Source organism: Marinomonas sp. 5E14-1, from assembly GCF_039939215.1.
Lineage (GTDB): Bacteria > Pseudomonadota > Gammaproteobacteria > Pseudomonadales > Marinomonadaceae > Marinomonas.
Window position 1 is genome coordinate 1 of sequence record NZ_JBDXMW010000017.1, and the last position, 17,677, is coordinate 17,677.

The 17,677-nt window shown below is 44.3% G+C and carries 14 protein-coding genes, 4 tRNA genes and 1 rRNA gene; 18 read left to right on the forward strand and 1 reads right to left on the reverse strand.

Annotated elements, in window-relative coordinates; all coding sequences use genetic code 11:
• Positions 1–88, forward strand: a 5S ribosomal RNA gene (gene rrf, locus ABFY09_RS13535); the annotation flags it as partial.
• Between the two features lie 348 nt (positions 89–436).
• Here the strand turns inward: rrf and ABFY09_RS13540 are convergent.
• Positions 437–877 (reverse strand): GNAT family N-acetyltransferase, encoded by a 441-nt coding sequence (locus ABFY09_RS13540; protein ID WP_347984830.1) that lies wholly within the window; start codon positions 875–877, stop codon positions 437–439.
• Between the two features lie 69 nt (positions 878–946).
• On the opposite strand from ABFY09_RS13540, the gene ABFY09_RS13545 reads away from it, so the two are divergent.
• From ABFY09_RS13545 to rpoC, 17 genes are all read left to right on the forward strand, one after another.
• Positions 947–2,125 (forward strand): alpha/beta fold hydrolase, encoded by a 1,179-nt coding sequence (locus ABFY09_RS13545; RefSeq protein WP_347984831.1) that lies wholly within the window; start codon positions 947–949, stop codon positions 2,123–2,125.
• Positions 2,126–2,141: 16 nt separating this feature from the next.
• Positions 2,142–2,573, forward strand: a complete 432-nt coding sequence (locus ABFY09_RS13550) for a phytanoyl-CoA dioxygenase family protein (protein WP_347984832.1) — start codon at positions 2,142–2,144, stop codon at positions 2,571–2,573.
• A gap of 293 nt (positions 2,574–2,866) precedes the next feature.
• Positions 2,867–3,820, forward strand: coding sequence for a biotin--[acetyl-CoA-carboxylase] ligase (locus ABFY09_RS13555; protein WP_347984833.1), 954 nt, complete (start codon positions 2,867–2,869; stop codon positions 3,818–3,820).
• Positions 3,804–4,538, forward strand: coding sequence for a type III pantothenate kinase (locus ABFY09_RS13560; protein ID WP_347984834.1), 735 nt, complete (start codon positions 3,804–3,806; stop codon positions 4,536–4,538). The genes ABFY09_RS13555 and ABFY09_RS13560 overlap by 17 nt, the downstream gene beginning before the upstream one ends.
• Positions 4,535–5,239, forward strand: coding sequence for an SPOR domain-containing protein (locus ABFY09_RS13565; protein ID WP_347984835.1), 705 nt, complete (start codon positions 4,535–4,537; stop codon positions 5,237–5,239). The genes ABFY09_RS13560 and ABFY09_RS13565 overlap by 4 nt, the downstream gene beginning before the upstream one ends.
• A gap of 74 nt (positions 5,240–5,313) precedes the next feature.
• Positions 5,314–5,397 (forward strand) — tRNA-Tyr (locus tag ABFY09_RS13570).
• Between the two features lie 3 nt (positions 5,398–5,400).
• Positions 5,401–5,475 (forward strand) — tRNA-Gly (locus tag ABFY09_RS13575).
• Positions 5,476–5,477: 2 nt separating this feature from the next.
• Positions 5,478–5,553, forward strand: a tRNA-Thr gene (locus tag ABFY09_RS13580).
• 116 nt (positions 5,554–5,669) lie between these two features.
• Positions 5,670–5,745 (forward strand) — tRNA-Trp (locus tag ABFY09_RS13585).
• Between the two features lie 43 nt (positions 5,746–5,788).
• Positions 5,789–6,157 carry a preprotein translocase subunit SecE gene (gene secE, locus ABFY09_RS13590; RefSeq protein WP_347984836.1) on the forward strand — a complete coding sequence of 123 codons (369 nt, stop codon included), beginning with the start codon at positions 5,789–5,791 and terminating at the stop codon, positions 6,155–6,157.
• 9 nt (positions 6,158–6,166) lie between these two features.
• Positions 6,167–6,700, forward strand: coding sequence for a transcription termination/antitermination protein NusG (gene nusG / locus ABFY09_RS13595; protein ID WP_347984837.1), 534 nt, complete (start codon positions 6,167–6,169; stop codon positions 6,698–6,700).
• Positions 6,701–6,750: 50 nt separating this feature from the next.
• On the forward strand, positions 6,751–7,185 hold the full coding sequence (gene rplK / locus ABFY09_RS13600) for a 50S ribosomal protein L11 (protein ID WP_317005406.1): 435 nt from the start codon (positions 6,751–6,753) through the stop codon (positions 7,183–7,185).
• Entirely contained in the window at positions 7,185–7,880 is a 696-nt protein-coding gene (gene rplA / locus ABFY09_RS13605; protein ID WP_347984838.1) for a 50S ribosomal protein L1, read from the forward strand. Before rplK ends, rplA begins: the two co-directional genes overlap by 1 nt.
• A gap of 213 nt (positions 7,881–8,093) precedes the next feature.
• Positions 8,094–8,594 (forward strand): 50S ribosomal protein L10, encoded by a 501-nt coding sequence (gene rplJ / locus ABFY09_RS13610; protein WP_347984839.1) that lies wholly within the window; start codon positions 8,094–8,096, stop codon positions 8,592–8,594.
• An 81-nt stretch (positions 8,595–8,675) separates the two neighbouring features.
• Positions 8,676–9,047, forward strand: coding sequence for a 50S ribosomal protein L7/L12 (gene rplL / locus ABFY09_RS13615; protein ID WP_347984840.1), 372 nt, complete (start codon positions 8,676–8,678; stop codon positions 9,045–9,047).
• 187 nt (positions 9,048–9,234) lie between these two features.
• A complete protein-coding gene (gene rpoB, locus ABFY09_RS13620; protein ID WP_347984841.1) occupies positions 9,235–13,335 on the forward strand; it encodes a DNA-directed RNA polymerase subunit beta in 4,101 nt (1,366 codons plus the stop codon).
• Positions 13,336–13,400: 65 nt separating this feature from the next.
• Positions 13,401–17,603: a DNA-directed RNA polymerase subunit beta' gene (rpoC, locus tag ABFY09_RS13625; protein ID WP_347984842.1), complete on the forward strand. Its 4,203-nt coding sequence runs from the start codon at positions 13,401–13,403 to the stop codon at positions 17,601–17,603.
• The last annotated feature ends 74 nt before the right edge of the window (positions 17,604–17,677 follow it).

The following is a 17,677-nucleotide window of genomic DNA, read 5'->3' on the forward strand; positions in this document are numbered from 1 at the left end:
CCTGATCCCATCCCGAACTCAGAAGTGAAAAGCGCCATCGCCGATGGTAGTGTGGGAGATCCCATGTGAGAGTAGGTCGTCGTCAAGCTTTATTATATGAGAACCCCACATGGTCTATGCTGTGTGGGGTTTTTTATTGCAGATACGCATGTAAGAGAAGTAAGTCGTTAAGCTTATAATTAAGAGAAGCCCGTTCTGCTAACGCAGAGCGGGCTTTTTCGTTTTGGCCTATTTGGAAATGAGAAGGTCTGGTAGAGAGTGTCTTGCTGTTCATTTACTTGCGCCTGTTTCGTGAACTCAACGCGTCTGCGAAAACGACCACTAAGGGGCTCTACTGCCTGCCTCATTCTTCATGTGCCAATGTTAATTAATTTATCACCTATAACACCAGACCTTTCCCCACCAGTTTGGCGAGTCGTGTGGCTTTTTGTTTGGTCTATAGATTAGGTTGTTTATAGAGCATGGGAGTAATGTTTCGTCCTTGTGCTTGATAGGCTTTAAAGCGACCTAGTAAGGTGGCAGGTAATTCTTTGGGCAATATCCTAGTAAAGCCATTGTGCGTGTAAAAAGGAACAAGAGGGGTAAGGGCAAAGCAGTAGCTTGCTTGTTTGCTTAGTTCGTCATGTAGGCATTTAATGAGATGGCCGCCTAATCCTTTATTACGGTAGGATGGTTCTGTCACCATAGCGGTAAGTAGTTGGGCTTGGTCGAGTTGCTTTAGTCTTAATGAGCAAACTATTTTGTTGTTATCGCGAATTACCCAAATTGGGTCAGCTTTATTAGGTTTTCCGCTGGGGTAATGTTCTTGGTAGAACTTTTTTACGAGTGGAAACCAAAGTGAAGGAACAAGCTCTGCATCTGAGTAGTTTTTTTTCATGCTTTAATAGACTTGGGTGATGTTGCTTTGATTATAGCAAGTTTGCATGGTTCATAGTGAGGGTCTGGTATGTGGAAGAGTTTTGTCTTTTTGTGTGTTGTATTTATGGTTTTACCTGCCTATGCAGAAAAACATAAGCACCTTTTTTTCAAGTCTGATGAAGCGTTTTCCGATTATGTGGCAAGGGCTGAGATGTATTTGCAGGCGCATAAAGTATGGGTGAATCCGGATAATCAAATTCATGAGCTTGCTGCTGTGATGCCGTTTGAATTACTGCCTGATGCTTCTCGTTGTGATGGAGATCAGAAAGTAGGGGTTTTGTTGTCTCATGGGTTGTCTGATTCTCCTTTTTCTATGAGAGACCCTGCACGAGCATTGCAAGATACTTGCTATCATGTACGAGTAATTTTGTTGTCAGGTCATGGAACTGAGTCATCTAGTCTGCTGAGTGTGTCCAGAGAGGACTGGAGAGAGACCTTTTATAACGCAGCAAACCAATTTAAAAATGAAGTGGATTTTCTGTATGTCGGTGGTTTTTCTACCGGTGGTGCATTAGCGGCTGAATATGCATGGAAAAATCCGAATCAGCTTTCAGGTGTGCTTCTTTTTTCTCCTGTATTTAAGGTGAATAGTAGTATTGACTGGTTGTCTCCATGGTTGACTTTGGTGATGGACTGGCTCGATAACGAACCATCCGATGATTTTGCTAAGTATGCTTCCATTCCTGTTCCTGCTATTGCAGAGGTCTATAAACTGGCTAAAGAGGTACGTGGCTTCATTTTAGAAAACTCTAAGTCGCTTCCAGTATTTATTGCTATGTCGGATGAAGATCAGACGGTGGATTCTTCTGTTACTTTGGAAGTATTTGAGCAAGGAATGGTTGGATCGACGAGCCAGGTCGCACTTTATAGTCAAGATCAAAATAAAGTCAGTTCAGACCGAGTTAAGGTTTATAATTCCCATTGGCCTGAGTCGAATATTTTGGGTCTTTCTCATATGGCTGTTCATGGTGACCCAAATAATCCATATTATGGTGCGTTTGGGGAATACCGAATATGTGGTTGGTATCTATCAGACAAGGCTTTGTATGATGCTTGTCGAACAGATGAAAGTAACTGGTTTGGTGAGCGCTCTAAAGCCTTATTTGAAAAGAGCCCCCATGCTGCGAGAGTATCTTGGAATCCCGAGTTCGCGTCTTTGATGCAAGAAATGGTTACTTTCATGCGGTCAAATACATTGCCAAATTAAGAGGAAGTAAGGCGTTATGTCTGCAGATATCAAAATGTATTTACCTAACCTGACGTTGGCTCAACAACAGGTTGGGCAATATCACTGTGATGGTTATTTGATATTGGATTCCCTCATTTCTTCTGAAGTATGTGATGCGTTAAAAAGTAGAATGTCAGAGTTAATAGGCGGCTTCGGGACTGAATCTGTTCGCTCGATCTTTACAACCAATGAACAGGCTCGATATACAGATCAATATTTTATGGACTCGGCCGAGGTGATTTCTTTTTTCTTTGAAGAAAAGGCATTCGATGAGTCTGGGATTTTTAAGCAATTTTTAAGTGCTTCGGTCAATAAATTTGGTCATGCTCTTCGTGTAAAAGATGATGTCTTTCGTCAATTTTCTTTGGCGGCTGTTTGGGGAAATATACTTTGTCAATTGGGTATGGCTGAGCCTCACGCAGTATAATCTATGTGTATTTTTAAACAGCCAAATATTGGTGGCGTTAGAGGGGTATCAGTGGCATCAAGATGAATTAGTTGCTCTGCCTATACTAAAAGTGTCCTTGGTTATACTTAAATGGCGAATTTCCTCACCTCAGTTACGCCAACCGCTCGGATAAATCTCGTCATGCTTATGTTTTGCATGCGATAGATCGGGCTTGTGAGTATCTAAAAGGAAATTGGCTTCAATCTAATGTTAATAATGGTTTTCAGCTTTTTCATTTGTAGGGTTGAAACTTAGCTAAGTGGAAAAATAATATGCAAACGGTTCTTGCGTTACTTAGTGATAATGAATTTCACTCTGGGGAAGACCTAGGGGCTGCGATGGGAATAACTCGAGCGGCAGTATGGAAAAAGCTGAAGAAGCTTGAGTCTATTGGAGTTACTGTACATTCCGTTAAGGGACGAGGTTATCGCTTGCCAACGCCTATAGAGTTGTTGTCTGAGTTGGCTCTTCGTGATGGTGGTGTGCCTAACTCTGTTCAGCTGCAATTGGCTTTTGAAACAGAATCGACTAATAACGATGCAAAACAGTATATTAGTGAAGGTGGTCAACTGCCTGCGTTGTTTTCAGTGGAGCGTCAGACAAAAGGTCGTGGAAGACGTGGGCGCCAATGGGAGTCTGGTGTTGCGAAAAACCTTACCTTGTCTTTTGCTTGGGGTTTTGAAAATGGCCCAAGTGTTGTTGAGGGGTTGAGTTTGGCTGTTGGTGTTGCGGTTGCTAGGGTACTTAAAAAAGCGGGCATTCCCAATCCTGGCCTTAAGTGGCCAAATGATATCCAAGTAGATGGGCAAAAAATTTGTGGTATTTTATTAGAGATGATTGCTGATCAAGATGTGTGTCACGTGGTGATTGGAATCGGGCTTAACGTTGAGATGGATGAAGCCTTTATGGAAAGTGTGGATCAGCCGTGGACAGATTTGGTTTCTAGGTTAGAGAACCGCCCTAGTCGAAATCTCATTTTGGCAGAGTTGACGCAAGAGCTTGTTGGGGTGTGTACGCTATTTGAAGAAGGTAATGGAATGAAGCACTTTCAGCATCATTGGCAGGCTTATGATGTGTTATTTAATCAACCTATTACGGTCAGTACGGTTAATAAACAACGTCAGGGTATAGCGAGAGGGATTGATGAAAAAGGTGCGTTGTTAATCGAAGAGAATGGTGAGATTTCAGCTCTCCATGGAGGCGAGATTAGTGTTCGTCGCAACTAATGTATTGGTGATTGACGCAGGTAACACAAGTATAAAATTTACTGCCTTTGAAGGCGAAAAATTACTTTGGGTTGTTGCTGGCGCGCTTGATGTTTTGGAATCAGGTTTTGTGCCAGATGCGGTTTATTTTGCTAGCGTTCGTTCCAAAGAAGAAAGTATTGTTGAGATTGAAAGGGTTAAAGAGGCTTTTTCAAACTGCGCTTGGCTTGAGCTTTCAAGTCAGAGTCAAGCGTGCGGTGTCATGAATGCGTATTTCGAGCCGGCGCGGCTTGGAGTTGATCGTTGGCTTGGAGTGATTGCTGCTCATCATCTGTATAAAAAAAATGTGGTGGTTGTGGATGCTGGAACCGCAATCAAAGTTGACCTGGTCAGTGGGGGCGGTAAGCACTTAGGTGGGTATATTGTGCCTGGCCTTTCTATGATGGAGAAAGCGTTGTTATCTAACACTGCGCGCATTCGATATTCTGCTAGTGAAGTAGTGATGAGTGAAAGGCTTCCTAACTCGACAGCGAGAGCGGTAACAGAAGGTTGTCATGAGATGGCGTTAGGTTTTTTAGAGCGTATTTATCGTAACTACTCCGATAGTCAGTGGGTTGTGACGGGCGGGGATGCGCGTACTTTGTTGGATTTATTGAAAATACCATTGGATAGTCAGCCTAACCTTGTAGCTCTTGGGGCTAAATCGGTTGGTGATGAGTTAATGAGAGGCAAGGAATGAAGTGGCTGTTTTTGTTTATAGTGTTAATTAATGCTGCGTTTTTAAGTTGGCATAATTTTATTCAAGATAAGCCGCAGGTGTCAAAGGAGTCGGTATATGGCCCACCTGTTAGCGAGAAAATTTACCTGTTGTCAGAGGAAGTGCCAGTAACAGGATTAGAGTCTGAGGAAACAGTCGCGCGACAAGAGAGTTTTGAGGTTGCAATGGATAGGGCGGCTACTCAAGTTGAAGGTTCTACAGAGAGTGCATTTTGTCCTCATGTTGAAGTGGAGCGTCAGGTAGAGAAAGAGCAAATTCAGAATGCTTTGGATGATCTTGCTTGGTCTTATGAAATAAATGAAATTTCGGGTAAAAGAACAAAATTCTGGCTATATGTTGCGGCTCCAGAGACGCAAGCAAAAGCGAGAGAAATCGTGAAAGAGCTTACGTCGAAATCCATTGATAGCTTTGTGATCAATCGAGAAGAAATGAAAAATCGTATTTCATTGGGCTTATATTCTTCGGTCGAACGTGCGAATCAGGCTAAAAGTCGTATAGAGGAGCTGTCTGGTTATACTGTGAATATTTATGAGCATATGCGAAATGTTTCGCTGCAGCAGATTAAAGTAGGGCAGCCGATTGATGAAAAAGATTGGGCGTTATTTGTTTCACAGTTCGATCTTACACAGATGACAATAAAAGTTGAAAAAAATCCATGCTAGCCCTTGCATTTGCTAAAGCGATTCATATAATGGCTCCCACCTTTTGGGGTGTTGCGTTGCAGCGTTGAGTATGTGGAGGGGTTCCCGAGTGGCCAAAGGGAGCAGATTGTAAATCTGCCACGAAAGTTTCGGTGGTTCGAATCCACCTCCCTCCACCATTTGCGGGTATGGTATAGTGGCTATTACCTCAGCCTTCCAAGCTGAAGAGGCGGGTTCGATTCCCGCTACCCGCTCCAATGCTCATGTAGCTCAGTTGGTAGAGCACACCCTTGGTAAGGGTGAGGTCGGCAGTTCAAATCTGCTCATGAGCTCCAGCTATTCTGATGCAAAAGACAGGTGGTTTATCCACCTTTTTTATTGTCTGTTTTTTGGGCAGGTACCCTTGCAAGTTGGACTTTGTTTCGGTATTATCCTCCGCCCATACGAATGTAGGCCAATAGTTCAATTGGTAGAGCACTGGTTTCCAAAACCAGCTGTTGGGGGTTCGAGTCCCTCTTGGCCTGCCATCTTTCGTATCCTATTTTTTAGTTTTTAGGGATCACCTGAAGTATGAGTTCGAGTGCTGAAGCTCAATCATCTCGCGGAGATGTATTTAAGTGGGCGATTGTTGTTCTGCTAGTTGCGGTAGGCGTGATTGGTAATAACTATTATTCTACTGAGTCACTATTGTATCGTTTGATTGCTATATTGGTGTTGGCTGTAGTTGCTGGTTTTGTTGCGTTGCAAACTGTGAAAGGTCGGTCTTTTTTTACTTTGGCAAAAGAAGCTAAAGCCGAAATTCGTAGGGTTGTGTGGCCGACTAGGCAAGAAACTGTACAGACAACCTTAATAGTATTGGCGGTTGTTATTTTTATGTCTCTTGTACTGTGGGGAGTGGATTCGTTCCTTGGTTGGGGCGTTTCCTCGGTAATTAGTTAGGAGTTGCTCGTGACCAAACGATGGTATGTAGTACAGGCGTACTCAGGGTACGAAAAGCACGTAATGCGTTCGCTGATTGAGCGAGTGCAGGTTATGGGGCAAGAAGAGAATTTTGGCGATATTTTGGTGCCTACTGAAGAGGTGGTCGAGATTCGCGAAGGCAAAAAGCGCAAGAGCGAAAGAAAGTTCTATCCAGGTTATGTTTTGGTTCAAATGGATATGAATGATGACTCTTGGCATTTGGTTAAAGGTACATCTCGTGTGCTTGGTTTTATTGGTGGTACGGCAGATAAGCCATCTCCAATAACATCACGAGAAGCTGATGCTATTTTGCAGCGCGTTAGTGACGGTGTTGATAAGCCTCGTCCTAAGACATTGTTTGAAGTGGGTGAAGTGGTTCGAGTTAATGAAGGGCCGTTTGCAGACTTTAATGGTGTGGTTGAAGAAGTAGATTACGATAAAAGCCGAATCAAGGTTGCAGTGCTTATTTTTGGGCGCTCTACACCGGTTGATTTGGAATTTAGTCAGGTTGAAAAAGCCTGATTTTGTTGAACGGGTAGCCTTCGGGCAGTGACCCATCTGGAGTTAAAAAAATGGCTAAGAAAGTCCAAGCTTATATCAAGCTTCAAGTTAAAGCGGGTCAAGCGAACCCAAGTCCACCAGTTGGTCCAGCACTTGGTCAACACGGTGTGAATATTATGGAATTCTGTAAGGCATTCAACGCCAAAACTCAAGGTGTTGAGCCAGGTCTTCCTACGCCAGTTATCATTACTGTTTACAGTGATCGTAGCTTTACATTCGAAACGAAATCTACTCCTGCGTCTGTTCTGTTGAAAAAAGCAGCTGGTCTTAAGAGTGGATCTCCTCGTCCAAACACTCAGAAAGTTGGTACGGTTACTCGTGCTCAGCTAGAAGAGATTGTTGAGGCTAAGAAAGCTGACTTAACAGCAGCTGATATGGATGCAGCGGTTCGTACTATCGCTGGTAGTGCACGCGCTATGGGTCTTGAAGTTGAGGGTGTGAACTAATGGCTAAGCTAACTAAACGCGCTCGCTTGATCGCAGAAAAAGTAGAAGCAACTAAGTTGTACTCTGTAGAAGAAGCTGTTGCTCTTTTGTCTGAGCTTTCTACTGTTAAGTTCAAAGAATCTATCGATGTATCTGTTAACCTAGGTGTTGACCCTCGTAAGTCTGATCAGGCTGTACGTGGTTCTACTGTTTTGCCTAACGGTGCTGGTAAAGATGTTCGCGTTGCTGTATTTGCACAAGGTGCTAATGCTGAAGCTGCGAAAGAAGCTGGTGCAGATGTTGTTGGTTTTGATGACTTGGCTGAACAGGTTAAAGCTGGCAATCTAGATTTTGACGTTGTTATCGCTTCTCCAGACGCGATGCGTATCGTTGGTCAACTAGGTCAGGTTCTTGGTCCGCGTGGTCTGATGCCTAACCCTAAAGTTGGCACAGTAACTCCTGACGTTGCTACAGCAGTTAAAAACGCTAAAGCAGGTCAAGCGCGTTACCGTACAGATAAAAATGGTATTATTCATGCGGGTGTTGGTTCTATTGAATTTACTGCTGAATCTATCAAGGGCAACCTAGAAGCGCTTTTGGCTGACTTGCGTCGTGCTAAGCCTGCTTCTGCTAAAGGTGTCTATATGAAGAAAGTGACTTTGTCTTCTACAATGGGGCCTGGTCTACAAATTGATTTAGGTGCGTTAAGCTTCTAAATTATACACTTTGGGGTCTGCCTTTGAGCAGGCCGTCAAAGACCGCAGGAACCCCTTGAGGGTTTAATGAAATGTTGAAAAATATTTGTCCTGCGCAGATGGTGTGGCCCGATTCAGATTAACTGGATCTAACTCACCAGCAAGTACTTCGAGTAATCGGAGAGTTGGTAAAAAATAGGGGAATTTATTCCCTGCTAATCCAGGAGAAAACCAATGGCATTAGGTCTAGAAGACAAAAAAGCCATTGTCGCCGAAGTTAGCGAAGTTGCTAAAACTGCGTTGTCTGCAGTCGTAGCTGATTCTCGCGGTGTTACCGTGAGCGGCATGACTCAGTTGCGTAAAGAAGCACGCGAAGCAGGTGTTTATGTACGTGTCGTACGTAACACATTGGCTCGCCGTGCAGTTGAAGGCACTGACTTCGAATGTCTAGCTGAGAGCTTTGTTGGTCCTACGTTGATCGCTTTCTCTAACGAGCACCCAGGTGCGGCTGCTCGTTTATTGAAAACTTTCGCGAAAGATCAGAAAGAGTTTGAAGTTAAGGCGTTGGCGTTCAACGGTGAGTTGATCCCAGCAGGCGACATTGATCGTTTGGCAACACTGCCTACATACGAAGAAGCTATTGCGAAACTGATGAGTGTTATTCAGGGTGCAACAAGCAAGTTTGTACGTACTCTTGCAGCGGTTCGCGATCAAAAAGAGCAAGAAGCGGCATAATACGGATTTCCGTAACCCTTCTTGATAATTATTTTGTTTTATTGCCTTCGGGTAATTATAAAAATGCTAGGAATCTGAGTCATGGCTCTAACTAAAGAAGATATCATCAATGCAGTAGCAGAAATGTCTGTAATGGATGTTGTTGAATTAATTTCAGCAATGGAAGAAAAATTCGGTGTGTCTGCAGCAGCTGCTGTAGCTGCAGGTCCAGCTGCTGATGCAGGCGGTTCTGCTGAAGCGCAAACTGAATTTGACGTTGTTCTTACTGCTGCTGGCGATAAGAAAGTAAACGTAATCAAGGCTGTACGTGCAGCGACTGGCCTAGGTTTGAAAGAAGCTAAAGCTATCGTTGACGGCGCTCCAATGACTGTTAAAGAAGCAGTATCTAAAGAAGATGCGGACGCTCTTAAAGCAGCTCTTGAAGAAGCTGGTGCATCTGTCGAAGTCAAGTAATGATACTTGTATTTCCAGATTTCGACCAATAGTCGAAATGGCTGGTGACGTTTTTGTCACCGGCCTTTTTGGGTTTTTGAAACTCAAATAAAGCTTAAAGAATTTTTAAGTGGGAGATAATTCTCCCATAAATGGTAAGGCCTGATTTGGGCCTTTTGCGTCAATGTGCACAAGCTGGGGAATGCTGATGGCTTACTCATACACTGAGAAAAAACGTATCCGTAAGGATTTCGGTAAACTGCCGCCCGTTTTGGATGTGCCATACTTGCTGGCAATTCAGCTTGAATCCTACCGTAATTTTCTGCAAGAAGGTAAACCTCTTGCGGAGCGTGGGGAATTAGGTCTGCATGGGGCTTTTAAATCTGTCTTTCCAATGGTTAGTTTTTCTGGTAGCGCGGCGCTTGAATACGTCGATTACCGTTTAGGCAAGCCAGTATTTGATGTTAAAGAGTGTCAGTTGCGTGGTGTTACTTACGCGGCACCTTTGCGCGTTCGTGTACGACTTATCATTTATGATAAAGAATCGTCCAACAAGGCAATCAAAGACATCCGAGAGCAAGAAGTCTACATGGGTGAAATTCCGCTCATGACAGATAATGGTACGTTTGTTATTAACGGAACAGAGCGTGTAATCGTATCTCAATTGCATCGTTCTCCTGGTGTGTTTTTTGATCACGATCGTGGCAAAACACACTCTTCAGGTAAATTGCTTCATTCTGCCCGTGTTATTCCTTACCGCGGTTCTTGGTTGGATTTCGAGTTTGATCCAAAAGATTGCGTATTCGTTCGTATTGACCGTCGTCGTAAGTTGCCTGCAACTATTTTGTTGCGAGCTTTGGGTTATGGGGCGGAAGAGATTTTAGAAACTTTCTTTGATACAACACGTTTCTACATGAGCCGAGATGGCTTTGAGATGGATTTGATTGCAAATCGTCTGCGTGGTGAAACAGCATTGTTTAATATCGCTGACGCTAATGGTGAATTGATTGTTGAAGAAGGGCGTCGTATTACGGCTAAGCACATTCGCGTAATGGAGAAGGCTGGTCTTGAACGCCTATCTGTGCCGCTTGAGTACATGCTTGGTAAAGTAACGGCGAAAAATTTAACTCATCCATCAACTGGAGAGTTAATTGCGGAAGCAAATACTGAGTTGTCTGTTGATCTGTTAGAGGCTCTAGTTTCTTCTGGTATTACAGAAGTAGACACACTTTATACGAACGATCTAGATAATGGTCCATTCATTTCTGACACGCTTCGTATCGACCCAACAAGCAACCAGCTTGAAGCATTGGTCGAAATTTACCGCATGATGCGTCCTGGCGAGCCGCCAACCAAAGAGTCTGCTGAAGGTTTGTTCCAAAGCTTGTTCTTCTCTGAAGATCGTTATGACTTGTCTGGTGTAGGTCGAATGAAATTCAACCGTCGCTTGGGTCGTGAAGAAGATACTGGCGCTGGTATCCTAGATAGTGAAGACATTGTTGCTGTTCTTAAAACATTGCTAGACATCCGTAATGGTAACGGCATGGTTGATGATATCGACCACTTGGGTAACCGTCGTGTGCGTTCTGTTGGTGAAATGGCTGAGAACCAGTTCCGTGTTGGTCTTGTTCGTGTTGAGCGTGCTGTAAAAGAACGTTTGTCTATGGCGGAAGCTGATGGCTTGATGCCTCAGGATCTGTTGAATGCGAAGCCAGTTGCTGCTGCAATCAAAGAATTCTTTGGTTCTAGCCAATTGTCTCAGTTCATGGACCAAAATAACCCGCTTTCTGAAGTAACACACAAACGTCGTGTTTCTGCATTAGGGCCTGGTGGTTTGACTCGTGAGCGTGCGGGATTTGAAGTTCGTGACGTACATGCCACTCATTATGGTCGTGTGTGTCCAATCGAAACGCCTGAAGGACCAAATATCGGTCTGATCAACTCTTTGTCTACTTATGCTCGTACGAACAGTTATGGCTTCCTTGAGACACCATACCGTAAGATCGTCGATGGTAAGATGACAGATGAGACTGTTTATATCTCTGCGATCGATGAAGCGAAATACGTTATTGCCCAAGCATCTGCAACAGTAGATGAAGAAGGCCGTTTGGTGGATGAGTTGGTTCAGGTGCGTCATATGCACGAAACAACTTTGATTCCAAAAGAAAAAGTAAACTTGATGGACGTATCTCCTCGTCAGGTTGTATCTGTTGCGGCATCTTTGATTCCGTTCCTTGAGCATGATGATGCCAACCGAGCTTTGATGGGCTCGAACATGCAACGTCAAGCCGTACCAACGCTTAAGGCTGATAAGCCTGTAGTAGGTACGGGTATGGAGCGTAATGTCGCGAAAGACTCTGGTGTTTGTATTGTTGCTAGCCGTGGTGGTGTGATTGAGTCTGTAGATGCAAGCCGTATTGTTGTTCGTGTTAACTCGGAAGAAACCATTGCTGGTGAAGCCGGTGTTGATATCTACAACTTAACAAAATACGTTCGTTCTAACCAAAATACCTGCATTAACCAGCGTACTTTGGTCATGAAAGGTGAAAAAGTAGCGTCTGGCGATATTATGGCCGACGGTCCTTCTGTTGATATGGGTGATTTGGCACTTGGTCAAAACATGCGTATCGCTTTCATGCCTTGGAATGGTTTCAACTTCGAGGACTCGATCCTAGTATCTGAGCGCGTTGTTGAAGAAGATCGTTTCACGTCGATCCACATTCAGGAGCTAACCTGTGTGGCGCGTGATACTAAGCTTGGGCCTGAAGAGATTACATCTGATATTCCTAACGTAGGTGAAGGTGCGCTTTCTAAGCTTGATCAGTCTGGTATCGTTTATATCGGTGCTGAAGTTGAGCCTGGTGATATTTTGGTTGGTAAAGTGACACCTAAGGGTGAAACTCAGCTAACCCCTGAAGAGAAACTTTTGCGAGCGATCTTTGGTGAAAAAGCGTCTGACGTGAAAGACACGTCTCAGCGTGTTAAGACAGGTACGCGCGGTACAGTTATCGACGTACAAGTCTTTACTCGTGATGGCATCGAAAAAGATGAACGCGCTAAATCTATTGAGAAGGCACAGCTCGATCAAGTTCGTAAAGACTTGAACGAAGAATTTCGTATTGTTGAAAAAGCAACTTTTGAGCGTTTGGCTGAAGCGTTGGTTGGACAGCAAGCAGAAGGTGGCCCAAGTTTGGCGCGCAATGCAATCATTACGGAAGAATATCTATCAAATCTAGATCACCCCGAATGGTTTAACATTCGTGTTGCAAGCGAAGAAGCTAGCGAGCAGCTTGAAAAAGCGCAGGTGGCTCTGGTTGAGCGTCGTAAAGAGCTTGATGCGAAATTTGAAGATAAGAAACGCAAGCTGCAAACTGGTGATGATCTTGCGCCTGGCGTATTGAAAATTGTTAAAGTTTACGTAGCAATCAAACGTCGTATCCAGCCTGGTGATAAAATGGCCGGTCGTCACGGTAATAAGGGTGTTATCTCTAAGATCATGCCTGTTGAAGATATGCCGTACGATGAAAATGGTGACCCAGTTGATATCGTGTTGAACCCGCTTGGTGTTCCTTCGCGTATGAACGTTGGTCAGGTACTGGAAACTCACTTAGGTGCAGCCTCTAAAGGGTTGGGTCGTAAGATTAATGAGATGCTAGTCGTTGAGCGTGAGAAAGCAGAAGCAGTTGCTGAACTACGTGTTTTCCTAGACGAAATCTACAATGGCTACGAAGGCGACTTGCGTTGTGCACGTACTGAAGATCTAGAAAGCTTCACAGACGAAGAAATCCTAACCTTGGCACAAAACCTGACAGGTGGTGTACCAATGGCGTCTGGTGCTTTTGATGGTGCAAAAGAAGCTGAAATCAAACGTATGTTGCGCCTGGCTGGCATCAACGAAAGCGGACAGGTTAAGTTGTTCAATGGTCGTACGGGTGATGCTTTCGAGCGTCCAGTAACGGTTGGCTACATGTACATGCTTAAGTTGAATCACTTGGTTGACGATAAGATGCACGCGCGTTCTACAGGCTCTTACAGCTTGGTAACTCAGCAGCCATTGGGCGGTAAAGCTCAATTTGGTGGCCAGCGTTTCGGTGAGATGGAGGTATGGGCACTAGAAGCATACGGTGCCGCTTACACGCTTCAAGAAATGTTGACAGTTAAGTCCGATGACGTGAATGGCCGTACTAAGATGTATAAGAACATCGTAGACGGTGATCACAGAATGGAACCTGGCATGCCTGAGTCCTTCAACGTATTGGTGAAAGAGATTCGTTCTCTTGGTATCGATATCGAGTTGGAAACCGAATAAGCACGAATCACATTTGACCTGCTGGGGAGTAAGACTCCCCAGCCTTACGAGTGGGGCGAATACACATGAAAGACTTATTAGGTCTTCTAAAATCACAAGGGCAATCTGACGAGTTTGATGCGATCCGTATCGGCTTGGCGTCACCAGATATGATTCGTTCATGGTCTTACGGTGAAGTTAAGAAACCGGAAACTATCAACTATCGTACGTTCAAACCTGAGCGTGACGGCTTGTTCTGTGCAAAAATCTTTGGTCCTATTAAGGACTACGAATGTTTATGTGGTAAATATAAGCGTTTGAAACACCGCGGTGTTATCTGTGAGAAGTGTGGCGTTGAAGTGGCTCTGTCTAAAGTGCGTCGTGAACGCATGGGGCACATTGAACTTGCATCGCCAGTTGCGCACATTTGGTTTCTAAAATCTCTTCCATCACGTATTGGTCTTATCATGGATATGACTTTGCGTGACATTGAGCGAGTATTGTACTTTGAATCTTTCATCGTGATTGATCCAGGTATGACGACGCTTGATAAAGGACAATTGTTGAATGACGAGCAATATTTTGAGGCACTAGAAGAATTCGGTGACGAATTTGATGCCCGTATGGGTGCTGAAGCAGTTCAGATGTTGTTACGCGATTTGGACATGCCTGAAGAAATCAATCGCATGCGTGAAGAGCTAAATAGCACGAATTCTGAAACTCGTATTAAGAAGCTATCTAAGCGTCTTAAGCTTGTTGAGGCTTTCTATCATTCTGGCAACAATCCTGAGTGGATGGTGTTAGATGTATTGCCTGTTCTTCCGCCAGATCTGCGTCCTTTGGTGCCTCTTGAAGGTGGCCGTTTTGCGACGTCTGATTTGAACGACCTTTACCGTCGTGTGATTAACCGTAACAACCGTCTAAAACGCCTACTAGAGCTTTCTGCTCCAGATATCATCGTACGTAACGAAAAGCGTATGTTGCAAGAGTCTGTTGATGCATTGCTTGATAACGGTCGTCGTGGTCGTGCAATTACAGGTTCTAACAAGCGTCCTCTGAAATCTTTAGCAGATATGATCAAGGGTAAGCAGGGCCGTTTCCGTCAGAACTTGCTAGGTAAGCGTGTAGATTACTCTGGTCGTTCTGTAATCACAGTAGGTCCTTCTTTACGTTTGCATCAGTGTGGTCTTCCTAAGAAGATGGCACTTGAGTTATTTAAACCGTTTATCTTCTCTAAACTTGAACTTCGTGGCATGGCGACGACGATCAAGGCAGCGAAGAAAATGGTTGAGCGTGAAACGCCTGAAGTATGGGATATCTTAGACGAAGTTATCCGTGAGCATCCGGTTATGTTGAACCGTGCGCCAACACTTCACCGTTTGGGTATCCAAGCATTTGAACCAATGCTAATTGAAGGTAAGGCGATTCAGTTGCACCCACTTGTGTGTGCAGCTTATAACGCTGACTTCGATGGTGACCAAATGGCGGTACACGTTCCGTTGACGATTGAAGCACAGCTAGAAGCGCGTGCTTTGATGATGTCTACGAACAATATTTTGTCTCCAGCTAATGGTGAGCCAATCATTGTTCCTTCTCAGGACGTTGTATTGGGTCTGTACTATATGACTCGTGAGAAAATCAATGCCAAAGGTGAGGGCATGGCGTTTTCTGACATCAAAGAAGTACACCGTGCTTACGGTGCGAAACAAGTTGAGTTGCACGCTAAAGTAAAGGTTCGTATCAGCCAAGTTGATACAACATTAGAAGGTGAAAAAGTGCCTTCCACTTTCGTTGCAGATACAACTGTTGGTCGTGCGCTATTGTTTGATATTGTTCCTGATGGCCTACCATTCTCTGTGGTTAACCAAACCATGAAGAAGAAAGCGATCTCTAACCTTATCAACGAGTGTTACCGTAAAGTTGGTTTGAAAGAAAGCTGTATTTTTGCTGATCAGTTGATGTACACAGGTTTTGCTTACGCAACAGCTTCTGGTTCCTCTGTTGGTGTTGATGACTTTGTTATTCCGCCGGAAAAAGCAGAAATTATTGCTAAAGCAGAAGCAGAAGTTAAAGAAATCGAATACCAATATGCAGACGGTCTTGTAACGCAAGGCGAGAAGTACAACAAGGTAATCGACTTATGGTCTCGTACTAACGAAACTGTTACTGACGCTATGATGAAAAACTTGGCGAAAGAAACGACGATCGATAAAGAGGGTAATGAGGTTGAGCAACAATCTTTCAACTCTGTTTATATGATGGCCGATTCTGGTGCCCGTGGTAGTGTTGCGCAGATGCGTCAGTTGGGTGGTATGCGTGGTCTGATGGCGAAACCAGATGGTTCCATCATCGAAACACCTATCACTGCGAACTTCCGTGAAGGTTTGTCTGTATTGCAGTACTTTACCTCTACTCACGGTGCTCGTAAGGGCCTTGCGGATACGGCATTGAAAACGGCGAACTCTGGTTACTTGACTCGTCGTCTAGTGGATGTTGCTCAGGATTTGGTTATCACTGAAACTGACTGTAATACATCTAACGGTATCGTGGTTAATGCCATGATTGAAGGTGGTGATGTTGTTGTTCCTCTAGGTCAGCGTGTGTTGGGTCGTGTTGTAGCTCAAGATGTAAATGATGCTAAAGGTAACCTTGTTCTTTCTGCTGGCACTTTGATTGATGAGCATGACGTTCGTGCAATTGAAGCAGCTGGTGTGGACGAGATGATTATTCGTTCTGTTATCACTTGTGATACACGTCATGGTGTTTGTGCTAAATGTTACGGTCGTGACTTGGCTCGTGGTCATCAGGTTAATATCGGTGAAGCAGTAGGTGTTGTTGCTGCTCAATCTATCGGTGAACCAGGTACACAGTTAACCATGCGTACGTTCCACATCGGTGGTGCAGCATCTCGAGCGTCTGCTGTTGACAGTGTTCAGGTTAAGAGCGCGGGTACTGTTCGCTTCCATAAGATGAAGAGTATCGAGCGTGATACTGGTCATTTGGTTGTGGCTTCTCGTTCTTCTGAATTGGCAATTGCTGATGAAGCGGGTCGTGAGAAAGAGCGTTATAAGCTTCCTTATGGTGCGGTATTGAGTGTTCGTGAAGGTGACACAGTGGCGGCGGGTCAAATCGTTGCAAACTGGGATCCACACACCCACCCAATCGTTTCTGAGATGGAAGGTCGTCTTGAATTCAGTGGTATGGAAGAGAACGTTACTATCCGTCGCCAATCTGATGATATGACTGGCTTGACTACGATTGAAATCATGGAAGTGAAAGATCGTCCTTCTGCAGGTAAAGATCTACGTCCAATGATTGCGGTAGTTGATGCAGAGGGTAACCCGGTATTGATTCCAGGTACGGATTCTCCTGTGCAATACATGCTTCCAGAAAAAGCTCTATTGAGCTTGGATCATGGTGCAACCGTGAAATCTGGTGAAGTGTTGGCTCGTATTCCACAAGAATCACAAGGTAACAAAGATATTACCGGTGGTTTGCCACGAGTTGCTGACTTATTTGAAGCGCGTCGCCCGAAAGATCCTGCTGTTATGGCAGAGGCAAGTGGTGTGGTGAGCTTCGGTAAAGAGACGAAGGGCAAGATCCGTTTGGTTATCACGCCTCAAGATGGCAGTGATCCAATTGAGACTTTGATTCCGAAATGGCGTCAAATCAATATCTTTGATGGTGAAGAAGTGGCGAAAGGCGAGATTATTGCCGATGGTCCTTTGAGCCCTCATGACATTTTGCGCCTAAAAGGTGTAGAAGCATTAGCTGACTACATTAGTAATGAAGTGCAAGAGGTTTATCGCTTACAAGGTGTTGTGATTAACGATAAGCACATTGAAGTTATCGTTCGTCAGATGCTACGTAAAGTGGAAGTGGGTGAGTCTGGTGATACAGATCTTATCCAGGGTGATCAGGTTGAATTAACTCAACTTCTTGATGCAAACGAGAAGGCGGAAGCAGAAGGTAAATTCCCTGCTAAGTTTGAACGTGTGCTTCTGGGTATCACTAAAGCATCTTTGGCTACTGAGTCCTTTATATCAGCAGCGTCTTTCCAAGAAACAACTCGAGTTCTTACGGAAGGTGCGGTAACTGGTAAGAAAGATCACTTACGTGGCTTGAAAGAAAACGTTGTAGTGGGTCGTTTGATACCAGCAGGTACAGGCTTGGCTTACCACAATGAGCGCAAGAGAAAGAAAGAGCTTGCGCAAGCAGCAAAAGAAGGAAGTTCAGCGGTAAGTGCGTCAGATGTGGAAGAAGCATTGAGCGCAGCACTGAAAGACTAGTTATTTGCTGTTAAATCGTGAGGGAGGTGATTTTTTAGTCACCTTCCTCTTGACTGTTTTATAGGCGCAAATTA